This window comes from Opitutus sp. GAS368 (genome assembly GCF_900104925.1).
Taxonomy (GTDB): Bacteria; Verrucomicrobiota; Verrucomicrobiia; order Opitutales; family Opitutaceae; genus Lacunisphaera.
Window position 1 is genome coordinate 291,077 of the sequence record NZ_LT629735.1, and the last position, 13,459, is coordinate 304,535.

Here is a 13,459-nt window from a genome sequence, read left to right on the forward strand (position 1 = left end):
AATGGCGGCGCCATGAACGGCCTCTTCGCCCGCCTCCGGCATTACCTGGAGGAACAGCGCCTCCAACCCGATATCAACCGCGGGTTGCGGGCGACCGTCGGCTTCATGGGGGCGTTCCTCACGGCCGCGTGGTGGCACCTGCCGATCGAGGCGTCGTTCGCCGCCATCGCCGCGCAGAACATCGCGATGCTGGACATCCGCGGCTCCTACCCGCTCCGCCTGAGCCTGCTGCTGACCATGTCCTTGATCGTCGCGGGCTCGTGCTGGCTCGGCGGCATGGCGGGCGGCCACCTGCCCTCCGCCCTGGCAGCCATGGGACTCATCATCGTGCTGGGCGGGGTCTGGCGCCACCTCAGCCCCGACTACGGCATGTCGCTGGCGATCAACTCCGCGTTCCTCCTGATGCTCGCGCTGGCGCAGGCCGGCGGTGAGACGGCCGCCAACCAGCATTTCCTCGCGGGGCTCGGCGGCGGCCTGTGGGGCGTGTTCGTGCAGGTGTCGCTTTGGCCGTTCCGCGCCCAGCACCCGCTGCGCCGGGCCGTGGCCGACACCTGGCTCGCCCTTTCCGACCTGCTCGCCGCCCTGGCGCCCGAGGAAACGCCCGACCCGGCCGCCCGTCATCGACGCATCGCGGCGCAGGAGGCGCTGCTGCGCACGGCGCTCGACCAAACCACCGCCACCCTCGCCGCCGCCCATGCCGGCAAGCAGCGCCCGCACCTGCGCGAACTGGACGAACTCAACCAGGCCGCCGCGCGCTTCGCGACCCGGCTCGTCGCCTTCAACACCGCCCTCGAAACCCTGATGGCCCGGCCGGACTTCCCGGCGCTGGCGCCCAGCTTCGGCCCGGTGCTCACCTCCCTGACGAACCTAGCGCGCAACACGGCCGTCACGATCGTGTCGCGCCAGCCCTCGCACCTCATCGCCGCCGAGGTCCGGCTGCGCCGGCTCGGCAACCTCCTCCAGGCGCTGCAGGACCGCGTGCTGACGCAGACCGACCGGGCGCCCGACGCCGTCCAGCTGACTTTCATCCTGCAGCAGATCGCCGGCCTCATCCCGTCGCTCGGGGTCACGCTCCGCGCGACGGTGGACCGGGCGAACGAGCACGCGGCGTTCTCTGTCGAGCTGTTCGACCTGCACACGTGGACCTTGCGCCCGCTGGCCTCGGCCCTGAATTTCTCGTGGCGGCCCGATCCCGCGCTCGTGCGCTTCATCGCCCGGCTCACCGTGCTGGAGGTGGCCGGCGTGGCGGCCTTCAAGCTGCTCGACCTGGCCCACGGCTACTGGCTGCCGCTGACCGTGCTCGTCGTCCTGCAGCCCGACTACGGCTCCACCCGGCTGCGGGCGGGGCAACGCGTGGCCGGCACGCTCGCGGGCAGCGTGCTGGCGAGCCTGCTGCTGTGGCTGGCGCTGCCCCCGGCGGCGCTGATCAGCGCGATGGCCGTGACCATGTTCGCCTTCGCGTTCTTCCTGAAGCGCAACTACGGCTACGCGGTCTTCTTCATCACCCTGTTCGTGGTGCTCATCACGGAGACGTCGGCCAAGGTCACGCTGGGCTTCACCGTCGAGCGGCTCGCGGCGACGGCGGCGGGCGGGCTGCTCGCGCTGCTGGCGGCGCAGCTGTTCTGGCCGGCGTGGGAGCGGAAATTTTTTCCCGGCATCCTGGCCCGTGCCCTGCGCGCCAACCGCGATTACGTGCGCCTGCTCGGCGACCGCCTGATGCACGGCGGCGGCTACGACGCCGGGGCCATCGCGCTCAAGCGCGCCGCGGAAAAGGCCAACAGCACCGTTTTCTCGTCGCTGCAGCGCATGTCCGGCGACCCCAAGGCCCAGCAGGAAGGCATCGAGGCCGCGGGCACGCTTGCCAACGGCAACCAACGGTTGACCCGTGCGTTCACCGTCGTCGCGCTCCACCTCACCCCGGGCCGCGCCCTGCAGCGCCCGGAAATCGGCCGGTTTGTGACGACGGCGGTCGAGACCTTCGAAGCCCTCGCCGGCAGCGCGGAGACCGGGCGGACCGACGTCGCGCTCCTCACGGCGTTGCGGACGGCCCTCGACGCACTCGCCCTCAGCTCGCCCCCGGCGGCGTCCCCGCTCGAGCACAGCGCCTACGGCCAGTTCGCCCGCTGCGCCACCGAGCTCAGCGCCATGCTGCTCGCAGCGCAGGCCGCCCAGGCGGAGAGTACGCCGCCGTTTCCGGTGGCTGTATGACGGTAGGGGCGCTTGCCCTCAAGCGCCTTGGGCCGTCGGGGGCAACGGCCCCTACCAACCCGTCCGGAGGCCGGGTTCCACCTCACACGGCAAAGCGCGATCACTTGGATAACCACTAATGGGTTTCGCCAATGGCGAAACTACTCTCACCCCTTCGACTTATCGTCTCCAGTGTCGGGTCTGAGAAGCCGGCTGATCGCCGACTAAAGTAATGCCTGCGATCAGCAGGCCCCAAAGCCAACTGGCGGCGACAATTCGTCGCCGCACACAAACAAGGATTTATCCCTTGATGAATCCCATTAGTGGTCAACCCATCTCAGGAGCCCAGCTTCGCCAGCACCAGGCTGACGGCGAAGGCGATGAACACCAGGCCCAGCGCCCGGTCGATCCAGTGGCCGTGCTGGAGGAAACGCCGCCGGACCTCCTCTCGGGTGAACACGACGGACACGAAGCTGAACCACGCCATCGTCGCAGCGGTCATCCACAGGCCGTAGCCCACCTGCACGAGCTTCGGCGTCGTGGCGCTGACGGCCAGGGCGAAGAGCGAGATGAAAAACAACGCCACCTTCGGGTTGAGCAGGTTCACCACAAACCCGGTGGTCCACGCCGCCCGGTCGTCCGGCGCCGCGGCCGCCGAGAGATCGACATCGCCGGTGCGGGTCCTCGTCCGCAGGGCCTGCACCCCCACCCAGGCCAGGTAGGCCGCGCCGAGATACTGGACCGCGGCCAGCGCGGCAGGTGAGTTTTTCAGGAAGAAGCCCAGCCCGAGAATGCAGTAGGCGATGTGGAACGACAGGCCGCAACCGATGCCGATGCTGCTCCAGATCGCGGCGCGCCGGCCATGGGCCAGGCTTTGGCGGAGCACGAGCGCGAAGTCCGGCCCGGGGCTGGCCACCGCCAGGGCGTGGGCGATGACGATCGTGAGGAACTCAGGCCAGTAATTCATTTCCCCGCGGATTGCGCGGATGGACGCGGATAAATCGTTCTCGTTCTCCTACTCTTTCTCATTCTCGCGCTTTCAGAAGAAGAGAACGATTAGGATTACGAGAATGAGAACGATGAGCACCCTCACCGCTCCTTGGCGCCCTCGCGCAGCTCCATGTCCTGCGGGACGGTGCTGATGGCCTCGGCGAGCGTGGTAAGGCCTTCCTTCACCTTGAACAGGCTGTCCTGATGCAGGGTCTTCATGCCGCTCCGCATGCAGATGCGCTTCAACTCGGCGGTCTCGGCCTCCTTGTTGATGGCCTCGATGAGTTCCTCGTTGTTGACGAGCAATTCGTGGATGCCGACGCGGCCCTTGTAGCCGGTGCTGTTGCACTTCGAGCAGCCCTTGGCGCTGGCCTTGTAGATCTGGCCGCTCCAGCCGACGGCGCGCATGAGCATGTCCTTCTCCCGGCCGTCCGGCTCGTAGGCGACGCGGCAGACCTTGCAGACGCGGCGCATGAGGCGCTGGGCGCATACGGCGACAAGCGAGGAGGAGATCATGAAGGGCTCGATGCCCATGTCCGTCAGGCGCGCGATCGTGCTCGGGGCGTCGTTGGTGTGCAGCGTGGAGATGAGCATGTGGCCGGTGAGCGCGGCCTCGACGGCGATGTTCGCCGTCTCCTTGTCGCGGATTTCGCCCACGAGGATGATGTCGGGGTCCTGGCGGAGGAACGCGCGGAGGGCGGCGGCAAAGGTCAGGCCGATCTGCCGGTGCATCTGCATCTGGTTGATGCCGGGCAGCGTGTATTCGATCGGGTCCTCGGCGGTGCGGATGACGACGTCGGGCGTGTTCACCTCGTTGAGCGCCGAGTAGAGGGTCATCGACTTGCCGGAGCCGGTCGGGCCGCAGTGCAGGATCATGCCGTAGGGCTGGCGGATGCACTCGCGGTATTTGCGAAGGTTGTCCTCGGTGAAGCCCAGCGCGGGCAGCGGCAGCGTGGACTTCTGCTTGTCGAGGATGCGCATCACCACGCCCTCGCCGTAGTTGAGCGGCGCGGTGGAGACGCGGAGGTCGACGTCGATGTTCTTCTTGTTATACTGCTTGAAGACGATGCGGCCGTCCTGCGGCAGGCGGCGTTCCGCGATGTCGAGGTTGCACATGATCTTCAGGCGCGCGACGAGCGCGCCGGCGACCTTGGCGGGCAGGCGGAGCTTTTCCTGCGTCAGGCCGTCGATGCGGTAGCGGACGACGACTTCCTTCTCCCACGGCTCGACGTGGATGTCGGACGTGCCGGCGAAATAGGCGTCCTCGATGATGCGGTTGGCGAGCTGGATGATGGGGGCCGAGTCCTCGTTCTCCAGGTCCTCGTCCTTGATCTCCGTCTCCTCGTCGGCGAACTGGGTGCCGAGCTGGTCGACCACGTCGGAGAACTGCACCTCGTCATGAACCTGGTCCTTCTTTAGTTTCTCGCGGATGTCGGCCTCGCGGCCGAGGAGACGGACGACGCGCTGGCCGGTCTTGTCCTGGATTTTCGTCGCGACCGTCGTGTCGAACGGGTTCGCAAAGGCCACGAGCAGGAAGTCGCCGACCTGCCCGACCGGCAGGATCATGTTCTTCTGGCAAAACTCGAGGTCGATCTTCTCAAAGGTATTGGTGTGAACCTTGTAGCGGGCAACGTTGAACGGCGCCAAGCCCAGCGCGCGGCACTTGGCCAGCAGCAGCTGAAACACCGTGATGTGGTGGTCCGCCTGGAGGATCGAATCAAGCTGGTCGCCGGTCGGCTCGTCGGGCCGCGCCAGCAACACGCCCTTGGCCTCGGTGGAGAGTTTCCCCATCTCCTCGAGCTTGTCGATGATCTGCGTCTGGGTGCGGCCGAGGGGCATGGCTTATCGCATTGGCTTGATCTGGGCTGTCATCCTGAGCGAAGCGAAGGATCCACACGTCCAACCGTGGCGCCACGCTCGCGGCCGTGGATTCTTCGCTGCGCTCAGAATGACAGTATCGTTACGGGAGAACATTTTCGAAATACTCCTTAGTTGGCGGCCGGGGGCTTGGTGCCACCGGGCACGGGAAACGGGGCGACGCTGCCGCCGACCGGGGCGCGGGAGCCGCCGTGGGGCGAACCGCTGCCGCCGGGTCCGGGCACGGGAAACGGCGCCCGCGTGCTGCGCGCGCCGGTCTTGCCCTCGCCGCGCTCGGCGTGGACGCGATCGAGGAAGTCCGCGATGATGTCCATGGTCGTGGCCTGCCAGATGATCTGGCCGCCGAGCTTCTTCTCCCAGTAGGAGCGGACGGCCGGGCTCAGGTAATAGGCGGTCGCGACAAAGTGAAAATCCTCCTCGCGGTCGAAGGGCACGCTCCAGGTCGCCCAGCAGGCGTCGAGGTCGAGGTCCTTCCGCACGTCGTCCGGCACGTCGTAGCCGCGCAGGTCGACGACGCCGACGCCGTGGTCGTCCACCACGTGGTGCAGCACGTCCTCCTCCTTGAGCACCTTCTTCTCATAGACGAGGATGCTGAGCACGGAACTCTGCCGCACCTGGCCGGTGGCCGCCACCTCCAGCAGGCGTTCGTTCGCTGCCTCCAGATCCTCAAATTTCACGAGGTTGTGCTCGATAAGGGCCGAACCGAGCAACCGGTTCGCGCGCATCAGCAGGGGGCGGTATTCCGTCATCATGGCGGACGTTAACTTACGGAGGCGGCCCGCCTTGGCGATTTCTTTTCTTTGGGCCGCAGCTTGCGCACCCGCTTGAGCAGTTCCTTCCGCAGTTTGGGAATACCCACCTCGGAGAGGCAGGAGATCGGGATGATATCCACCTTCGGGTAGCGGGTCTTGAATTTCTTTAGGTTCACCACCGCGGCGTCCTCGTCCATCTTGTTCGCGGCGATGACGCGCGGCTTGTCGAGCAGGGCCGGGTCGTAGAGCTCCAGTTCCTTCAACAGCTGCTTGTAGTCGGTGCGCGGGTCGCGGTTGTCCGTGCCCGCCAGGTCGATGATGATGAGGAGCAGCTTGCAGCGCTCGATGTGCTTGAGGAAGCGGTGGCCCAGGCCCTTGTTCTCGCTGGCGCCGGCGATGAGGCCGGGGACGTCGGCGAGCACGATGCGCTCGTATTCCTCGGGATACTCGATGACGCCGATCTGCGGCTGGAGCGTGGTGAACGGGTAGGCGGCGACCTTCGGGCGCGCCTTGGTGATGAGGGTGGTCAGCGACGACTTGCCGGCGTTGGGGAAGCCGACGAGGCCGACGTCGGCCATGCTTTTCAGCTCAAGCCGGAATTCGCCGGTCTCGCCCGGCTCGCCCGGGCCGGTCTTGCGCGGGGCGCGCGTGACGGAGGACTTGAAGCGGGTGTTGCCGAAGCCGCCCTTGCCGCCCTTGAGCAGCACGAACTCCTCGCCGTCGCGAAGGATCTCGACGACCTTCTCGCCGGTGTCGAGGCGGTGCACCACGGTGCCGAGCGGCACGCGGAGGATGGCGGGCCGGCCCTCGCGGCCGTTGCAATCGGCGCCCTGACCGTGCTCGCCGCGCTCGCCGTTCCAGTGCGGCTTGAACTTGAAGTCGACGAGGTTGTTCTGGTCGTCGTCGCCGCGCAGGACCACGTCGCCCCCCTTGCCGCCATCGCCGCCGTTGGGCCCGCCCCACGGCTCGTATTTTTCCCGCCGGAAGCTGGAGCAGCCGCGGCCGCCGTCGCCCGCGCGCGCCTTGATGGAGGTCTCGTCGATAAACATGGGAATATGACTCTAGGCTTGGGCGCCCGCGTAAAGCGCAATCGGCAGGTGCTTTTGCGCCGTCCACCGCATTAGCGCTTCGCCCGCTCCACCTTATGGTTGAAACTTGGTTCAAAGTTAACCGGGCCGATCAGCTTGATCACCTCACACTGCCGTAAGGTGAGGATGCTCCGCACTTTGTCGTCCTTGGGCGAAAACGGATTGGAAATGAGCAATCTTTTGAGCACTTGGACACTCTGTGTCCGCTTACCTGTCCGTCAAGCAGTCGGTCCCTGCTCTATTCTAGTCGTTCACGCCAAGCTGGGCGGTCGCGCCCGTGATGGATGACCGCAAATACGACGAGTTGCTCGCCATCGATCAGATAAAGCACGCGGTGTGGAAACTTGCGCAGCAATGCCCTTCGGACACCGGTCTCGATATCGATGACCACTTGCGATGTTGGTTGCGCCTCGATCCGGGCAAACACCACACCGACGGCGAGCAGGAATTGTTCAGCCGCAAAGATGCTCCGCTCGCGATACCAAGCGGCCGCCTGCGCAATATCAGCCCTGGCCTCCGGCGTCAGAATGAGCTTGGCCGTCACAGCCCGAGCTGTTTGCGAATATCAGCCTCGGCCACGAACCACGCCACACTGGCGCCAGGGTTCTGGCGATAAGCCGCCACCCGCTCGCCAATCAGACGCTTTTCCTCGGGGGTGAGCGGCGAGGACGCATCGATGTCGTCCAGCCGAGCGCGAACCGCCTCGCGCTCCGCCGGCGTGAGCCGGGGCAGTTGATCGAGAATTTCCGTCGTGCTCATGGTGCCATTTCTAGCCGAAAACGCATTTCGCGCAAGCCTTAGGCCAAAGTTCTATCGGCATATAAACCTAATTTAATGATCTCATAGTCTGGGATCGGCATAAATTAAGCGCCGTCTGTGGCCCTAAACGGCAGACTGACAGTTGGCCAAACCCTACGATGCGTCAAATTCCATCCGGCCGGGTTAACCCCGACTTCGCTTTCCTCCACTCAGACCGACACCTTGATCCCCTTGCGCAGGTAGGTCGGCACGTCGAGGTCCTGCCCCTCGAAAAGGATGCGGTCGGACTTGTCGAAGGCGCCGCGGTTCTCGGCCGGGACGCCGCCCTGGAAGCCGAATTCCTCCTGCGTGGGCTTCGCGGGGTGCACGCCGGCCGGGGCCGCCGGGCGCGGGGCCACGGGGCTGACGGAGGTCTTGACGTTCTGGTTGCTCTCCGGCGCCAGCGAGGTCGCGGTGGGCGCGGCGGTGCGCTCGGAAGGCTTCCGGGCCGGCACGGGCGCCGGGCGCCGGACGAAATTGCGGCTGCCGAGATCGGTCGTGCCGATGAGGCAGATCTCGACGCGGCCCGCCAGCGCCTCGTCGATCGCGGCGCCCATGACGACGTGCGCCTCGCGGCCGAACTCCTCGGTGAGGGCGGACATCAGCTCGTTGACCTTGGTCAGGCTGAGGTCGGCGCCGCCGGTGATGTTGACCAGCAGGCGGTCGGCCTTGCGGGCGTATTCCGGCGTGTGGAGCAGCGGGCACTGCTTGAGGTCGGCGAGCGCGGCCGCCGCGGGGTTGTCCCCGGTGCCGACGCCGAGACCGAAGAGGGTTTTCCCGCCGCGGTGCTGGAAGACCTGGCGCAGCGCGGTGAAGTCGACGTTGATGAGGCCGGTGCGCGAGAGCATGCCCCAGATGGACTTCACGCCGCGGCCGATCCACTCGTCGGCGCGGGCGAAGGAGTCGAGCACGCTGGTCTGCTCGGTGCCCTCCTGCAGGAGCATGTCGTTGGCCAGCGGGATGACGGCGTCGCACACGCGGCGCAGCTCGGCCAGGGCCTCCTCGGCCTGCTTGCGGCGGCGGCCGCCCTCGAAGCTGAACGGGAGCGTGACAAACGCGATGACCGTGGCGCCCGCCTCGGCGGCGATCTCCGCGACGGCCGGCGTGGCGCCGGAACCCGTGCCGCCGCCGAGCCCGGCGACGAGGAAGATGAGGTCGGTGCCCTTGACGATCTCGGCGATCTTGTCGGCATCGGCCTCCGCGGCCTTGCGGCCGAGCTCGGGGTCGCCGCCGGCGCTGAGGCCGCGGGTGAGCGAGGTGCCGATGAGGATCTTGTCCTGCACGGGCGAGGTGCTCAGGGCCTTGAGGTCGGTGTTGATGACCGCCAGCTGGAGGCGGTCGAGGTTCTCCATCTTGAGGCGGTCGACGGCGTTGGAGCCGCCGCCGCCCACGCCGATGAGCTTGATGCCGACGTTGCGGTCGGTCAGGGCCTCGAGGGGCAGTTCGTTCGGGGGCAGGCTCATGGTCAGGAGGCGGCGAAGATTTTCGTGAGGTTGCTCAGCAGGCCGGTCTTGCGGCGCGGCGGCACGGCGTGCTCGTGGGCGGTGCGGAGGCCAAACTGGAAGACGCCCAGCACGGTGCTGAACATCGGGTCCTGCAGCTCCTCCTTCACCCAGCCCGGCGGCTCGCCGCGGCGGGCCGGCAGCCCGAAGACGCGGGTGGCTGCCTCCTCAAGGCCCGGCAGCTTGGCGCTGCCGCCGGCGAGGATGACGCCCGCGCCGCAGTGCTCCGCCACGAAGGCCGGGCCGAGCTTGGCGCGGACGACCTCGAGCAGCTCGAGCGTGCGGGCCGCGGCGATGGTCTCGATCGCCACCCTGGGCAGCTGGCGGTCGCCGAAGGAGGCGTCGCCGTTGAGCCAGACCTTGTCGGCCTTGTCCCGGGTGAGGGTCGTCGCGCGCGCGTGGCGCAGCTTGAGCATCTCCGCCTGGGCGGTGGTGACGCGCAGGCCGATGCTGAGGTCGTTGGTCAGGTGGTCGCCGGCGACCGGCAGCGTGCCGGTGACGAGCACATGGCCGTCGCGGTAAAGCACGTAGTCGGTGACACCCTTGCCGATGTCGATCACCAGGACGCCCTGCGAACGCTCCTCGGCGCTGGTCAGCAGCGAGCCGGTGGCGAGGCTGGCGAGGACGAGCTCGCGCACCTCCAGGTGGTAGCCGCCGACGACGTGGATGTTGTCGCTGATCTTGCTCTCGGGCCCGTGGACGATCCAGTAGCCGACCTCGAGGCGGCGGCCCGACAGGTGCTCGGGGTCCGGCACGGCGCGGCCGTCGAGACGGAAGGGGCGGCGGATCTCGTGGATGCGCGAGCGGCCCGCGGGCAGCTCCTTTTCCTTGGCCAGGTCGCAGACGGAGGCGATGTCGAGCTGCGTCACGGTGTTGTCGGCGGACTTCACGTTGACCGAGGCCTCATTGTAGAAGGCGTCGAGGTGACCGCCGGTCTGGGCGAGCCAGACCTCCTCGATGCGGGCGCCGGCGCGCTTCTCGGCCATCTCGAGGGCGTGGTGGGTCGCCTCGCAGGCGGCCTTGTAGTCCACGACCTCGCCCTTCATCACGCCGCGCGAGGGCGCGACGCCGACGCCGATGATGTTGAGGCTGCGCCCGCGGGTGATCTCACCCACGAGCACGGCGATTTTGCCGGTGCCGATTTCGACGGCGGCGACGATTCTGCTAGAACTCACGTTTGGGTTTCCGTTGTGAAGGTTGGAGGGAGAAGGAAGGGGGGGCGGGCGCGACGGCCAGCGCGGCGGGCGGACCCGACAGCCGCACGGGCACCTGGCCTTCGAGCGAGAGATTCACCGACTGGAGCACCGGCGCGGCCTCGAGGCCGTGGGCGGCGTCGATCACGTAGTCGAGCTGCGCGACCTGCTTGAAGAAGTCGCGCTTCCGGCTGAAGACGATCTCGGGGATGTCCTGCGCCTTCACCACGATCTCGTCGCGCTCGGCGAGCCGGGCCAGCGACACGATCAGCCACTCGCGGTAGAGGTGCGGGGCCTGGAGCTGTGCGGTCGAGAGGAGGGCGGACACGTCGGCCATGCCGGCGACCGGCTCGAACCCGTTGCCGGACTTCACGAGACGGATGCCGTCGAGCCAGGGCAGCCCGGCCAGCATGGTTTTGTCGTAGTTCAGCCCGTCGTAGACGGTGCCGTCCTTCGCCACGAGCAGCTGCTTGGCCGCTCCGTCCGTGTCGGCCGCCTGCACCCGCGCCACGGGGGTGCGTTCCTGCAGCGTGACGACCAGCGTGTCGGGAAAATTGCGGGTCAGCACGGCGACGCGCACCTGGCCGTTGGTGAGCAGCCGGTCTCGCAGCGCCGGCAGATCCAGCGTCATCAGGCTGGCTTCCTTCGGCAAAGTGAGCTTCCCCGCGACCCAGTCCCGGGTCAGCACGCCGTCGGTGAGGAGGACGACGTCGCGCACCCGTTCGCTGTGCAACGCCGTGGCGAGGGCGGCGCGGTCGGTGGACCAGGAGCGGGCGAACTCGTAGATGCCCCAGCCGGAGCCGGCAACCACGACGGACAGCGCCCCGGCTTTCGTCCACGCGGCCAGCCGGCGGCGGCGGCCCCGGCGCGACATGGCCGGCGCGCTCACTTCCTGGCGGATGTTGCGCCAGGAGCGGCCCGGAGGCGGAGCGATGATGTCGGAAGCGGGATTCATTTGCGCAGCGCGGAAGCCTGGGCGAATCGTTCCACGGCGGGGACCACCATCTCGCGGCACAGCGCGATAAAATCCAGCCCCACGCAACGCGCACTCATCGGCAACAGGCTCGTCTCTTTCATGCCGGGCAACGTGTTGATTTCGAGCAAATAAAGTTCGCCGTCGTTCGACAGCATGAAGTCGATGCGCGCGTAGTCGCGGCAGCCGCAGGCGGCGAAGGCGGTTTCGGCGGCGCCGCGAATCCGCGTCGCCAGTTCGTCGGAGATCTGCGCCGGGGCGAAATACTCGGTGAGGCCCTTGGTGTATTTGCTGGTGTAGTCGAAGACGCCCGACTTCGGCACGATCTCCACCACGCCCATCCCGCGGCCGCGCAGCAGACCGACGGTGAACTCGCGGCCGAGGATGCGCTCCTCGGCGATCCATTCGCCCTGCCGGATCCCGCTCAGGGCGATCTCCATTCCGACCTTGGAAGTAACGATCTGCAGGCCGACGCTGCTGCCCTGGCAGTTGGGCTTGAGCACGACCTGCTCGCCGAACTCCGTGGTCAGCGCCGCCGCGGTCGGCTTGGCCGACGCCTGGAACACCCGGCCCGGCGCCACCTGCACGCCCTGGGCCGACACGCTCTGCCGCGTGCGCCACTTGTCGAAGGTGAGGTCGCTGGCCTTGGCGTCGCAGCCGGCGTAGGCCACGCCGGCTTGCTCCAGGAGGCGCTGCATGCCGCCGTCCTCGCCGAACACGCCGTGCAGGGTCGAGCAGACGATGTGCTTCGCCGGGTCGAGCCCCTCGGGCAGGGCGTCTGTCTCGATGGGGAAGAACTGCGTGGGATGCGTGTAGGCCATGGCCAGCGCCACGGCTTTGCCGGAACCCAGGGAAACCTCGCGCTCGGGCGACGTGCCGCCTGCGAAAACAGCGATGACAGGGGTGCTCATGACCTGCCTCCCTGTAGGTCGGGGTTTATCCCCGACATGTCGGGGATAAACCCCGACCTACAAAACACGGCCACCATCCCGGCCCGCCGGGACGCGGGCCCTTCAGCGGCGGTTCCGCCCGATCGAAAATCGTAAATCATAAATCGCAAATTCACAGGACGTCCCTCCATTCCTGCCCGTAGAGCAGCACCTCGGGCTCGAGGTCGATGCCGCGGGCGTCCTTCACCCGGGCGCGGATCTTGCGGACGAGCCCGATGATGTCGGCGCTGGTCGCGTGGCCGCGGTTGACAATGAAATTGGCGTGCACGGCCGAGACCTCGGCGTCCCCCACCCGCTCGCCCTTGAGCCCGGCCTCGTCGATGAGCCGGCCGGCGGAAGTGCCCGGCGGATTCTTGAAGATGCAACCGGCGCTCGGCTCGCGCGGCTGGGACTCGACCCGCTTCTTCTGGTAGACGTCGATTTGCCGGCGGATATCCGTCGGCCCGGCGCTGGCGGCGGGTTGTAGGACGGCGCCGAGTGCGATGGCCTCGTGCAGCTCGGCGCAATGCCGGTAATCCACGTGCATCGCCGCCTTCGGCATCACGCGCAGCTCGCCGGCGAAGCTCATCAGCTCCACCTCGGCGACGACATCGAACATCCAGCCGCCCATGGCGCCGGCGTTCATGCGCAGCGCGCCACCGACGTTGCCCGGGATGCCCTCGAGAAACTCAAAGCCCTTGCAGCCCGCCTTCGTCGCGAGGCCGCAGAGGTTCTTCAACCGCAACCCGGCCCCCACGCAAATGCGGCCGTCGGGCTGCGGCTCGAACTTCTGCCAGTGCTCGTGCGCCAGGCTGAGGACGAGCCCATCGACCCCGGCGTCGGGGATCACCAGGTTGGAGCCACGGCCGAGCATCAGCACCGGCAGGCCGCGGCGGTGCGCCGCGACGAGCAGGTGGCGCAGTTCCCCGACGCTGGCCGGCTCGGCGTAGACCCGGGCGGGGCCCCCGACGCGCATCGTCGTCTTCGGGCCGAGCATCTCGCGCTCGGCGAACCTGGTCGCCGGCGTGAGCAACGGACGGACGGCCGCGACGAATTCATTCCACGCGGCCTCGCGCAAATCCAGGTCCGGGATTTTGGATATGGCGCTCATCTGCTGAAATGTAGGGTCGGCGCTAGTCGCCGGACCGGTCCGCCGGCAAGCGGCGACC

12 protein-coding genes are annotated in these 13,459 nt (G+C 67.6%); 1 reads left to right on the plus strand and 11 read right to left on the minus strand.

Going from position 1 to position 13,459, the window contains the following annotated elements; all coding sequences use genetic code 11:
- The first annotated feature begins 12 nt into the window (after positions 1-12).
- Positions 13-2,208, plus strand: a complete 2,196-nt coding sequence (locus BLU29_RS01255) for an FUSC family protein (protein ID WP_091054770.1) — start codon at positions 13-15, stop codon at positions 2,206-2,208.
- Between the two features lie 316 nt (positions 2,209-2,524).
- Here the strand turns inward: BLU29_RS01255 and BLU29_RS01260 are convergent, their stop codons facing one another.
- The 11 genes from BLU29_RS01260 to murB all read right to left on the minus strand — a co-directional run bounded on the left by BLU29_RS01260 (position 2,525) and on the right by murB (position 13,401).
- Entirely contained in the window at positions 2,525-3,154 is a 630-nt protein-coding gene (locus BLU29_RS01260) for a LysE family translocator (protein WP_091054771.1), read from the minus strand.
- A 122-nt stretch (positions 3,155-3,276) separates the two neighbouring features.
- Complete coding sequence (locus BLU29_RS01265) at positions 3,277-5,016, minus strand: GspE/PulE family protein (RefSeq protein WP_091054772.1); 1,740 nt, start codon at positions 5,014-5,016, stop codon at positions 3,277-3,279.
- A 149-nt stretch (positions 5,017-5,165) separates the two neighbouring features.
- Positions 5,166-5,807, minus strand: a complete 642-nt coding sequence (locus BLU29_RS01270; protein WP_091054773.1) for a hypothetical protein — start codon at positions 5,805-5,807, stop codon at positions 5,166-5,168.
- A gap of 8 nt (positions 5,808-5,815) precedes the next feature.
- Positions 5,816-6,856, minus strand: a complete 1,041-nt coding sequence (gene obgE / locus BLU29_RS01275) for a GTPase ObgE (RefSeq protein WP_091054774.1) — start codon at positions 6,854-6,856, stop codon at positions 5,816-5,818.
- A 277-nt stretch (positions 6,857-7,133) separates the two neighbouring features.
- A complete protein-coding gene (locus BLU29_RS01280; RefSeq protein WP_091054775.1) occupies positions 7,134-7,439 on the minus strand; it encodes a type II toxin-antitoxin system RelE/ParE family toxin in 306 nt (101 codons plus the stop codon).
- On the minus strand, positions 7,436-7,654 hold the full coding sequence (locus tag BLU29_RS01285; RefSeq protein WP_091054776.1) for a hypothetical protein: 219 nt from the start codon (positions 7,652-7,654) through the stop codon (positions 7,436-7,438). Before BLU29_RS01285 ends, BLU29_RS01280 begins: the two co-directional genes overlap by 4 nt.
- Positions 7,655-7,863: 209 nt before the next feature.
- Complete coding sequence (gene ftsZ / locus BLU29_RS01290; RefSeq protein ID WP_091054777.1) at positions 7,864-9,156, minus strand: cell division protein FtsZ; 1,293 nt, start codon at positions 9,154-9,156, stop codon at positions 7,864-7,866.
- Between the two features lie 2 nt (positions 9,157-9,158).
- On the minus strand, positions 9,159-10,370 hold the full coding sequence (ftsA, locus tag BLU29_RS01295; RefSeq protein ID WP_091054778.1) for a cell division protein FtsA: 1,212 nt from the start codon (positions 10,368-10,370) through the stop codon (positions 9,159-9,161).
- Positions 10,360-11,343, minus strand: a complete 984-nt coding sequence (locus BLU29_RS01300) for an FtsQ-type POTRA domain-containing protein (protein WP_091054779.1) — start codon at positions 11,341-11,343, stop codon at positions 10,360-10,362. The genes ftsA and BLU29_RS01300 overlap by 11 nt, the downstream gene beginning before the upstream one ends.
- Positions 11,340-12,272: a D-alanine--D-alanine ligase gene (locus tag BLU29_RS01305; protein ID WP_091054780.1), complete on the minus strand. Its 933-nt coding sequence runs from the start codon at positions 12,270-12,272 to the stop codon at positions 11,340-11,342. Before BLU29_RS01305 ends, BLU29_RS01300 begins: the two co-directional genes overlap by 4 nt.
- Positions 12,273-12,423: 151 nt before the next feature.
- On the minus strand, positions 12,424-13,401 hold the full coding sequence (murB, locus tag BLU29_RS01310; protein ID WP_091054781.1) for a UDP-N-acetylmuramate dehydrogenase: 978 nt from the start codon (positions 13,399-13,401) through the stop codon (positions 12,424-12,426).
- Positions 13,402-13,459 lie beyond the last annotated feature (58 nt).

Coding starts and splice junctions, on each gene's coding strand:
- murB (WP_091054781.1), bottom strand. CDS start 13,401: ATGAGCGCCATATCCAAAATCCCGGACCTGGATTTGCGCGAGGCCGCG.
- BLU29_RS01285 (WP_091054776.1), bottom strand. CDS start 7,654: ATGAGCACGACGGAAATTCTCGATCAACTGCCCCGGCTCACGCCGGCG.
- BLU29_RS01260 (WP_091054771.1), bottom strand. CDS start 3,154: ATGAATTACTGGCCTGAGTTCCTCACGATCGTCATCGCCCACGCCCTG.
- obgE (WP_091054774.1), bottom strand. CDS start 6,856: ATGTTTATCGACGAGACCTCCATCAAGGCGCGCGCGGGCGACGGCGGC.
- BLU29_RS01265 (WP_091054772.1), bottom strand. CDS start 5,016: ATGCCCCTCGGCCGCACCCAGACGCAGATCATCGACAAGCTCGAGGAG.
- ftsZ (WP_091054777.1), bottom strand. CDS start 9,156: ATGAGCCTGCCCCCGAACGAACTGCCCCTCGAGGCCCTGACCGACCGC.
- BLU29_RS01300 (WP_091054779.1), bottom strand. CDS start 11,343: ATGAATCCCGCTTCCGACATCATCGCTCCGCCTCCGGGCCGCTCCTGG.
- BLU29_RS01270 (WP_091054773.1), bottom strand. CDS start 5,807: ATGATGACGGAATACCGCCCCCTGCTGATGCGCGCGAACCGGTTGCTC.
- BLU29_RS01305 (WP_091054780.1), bottom strand. CDS start 12,272: ATGAGCACCCCTGTCATCGCTGTTTTCGCAGGCGGCACGTCGCCCGAG.
- BLU29_RS01255 (WP_091054770.1), top strand. CDS start 13: ATGAACGGCCTCTTCGCCCGCCTCCGGCATTACCTGGAGGAACAGCGC.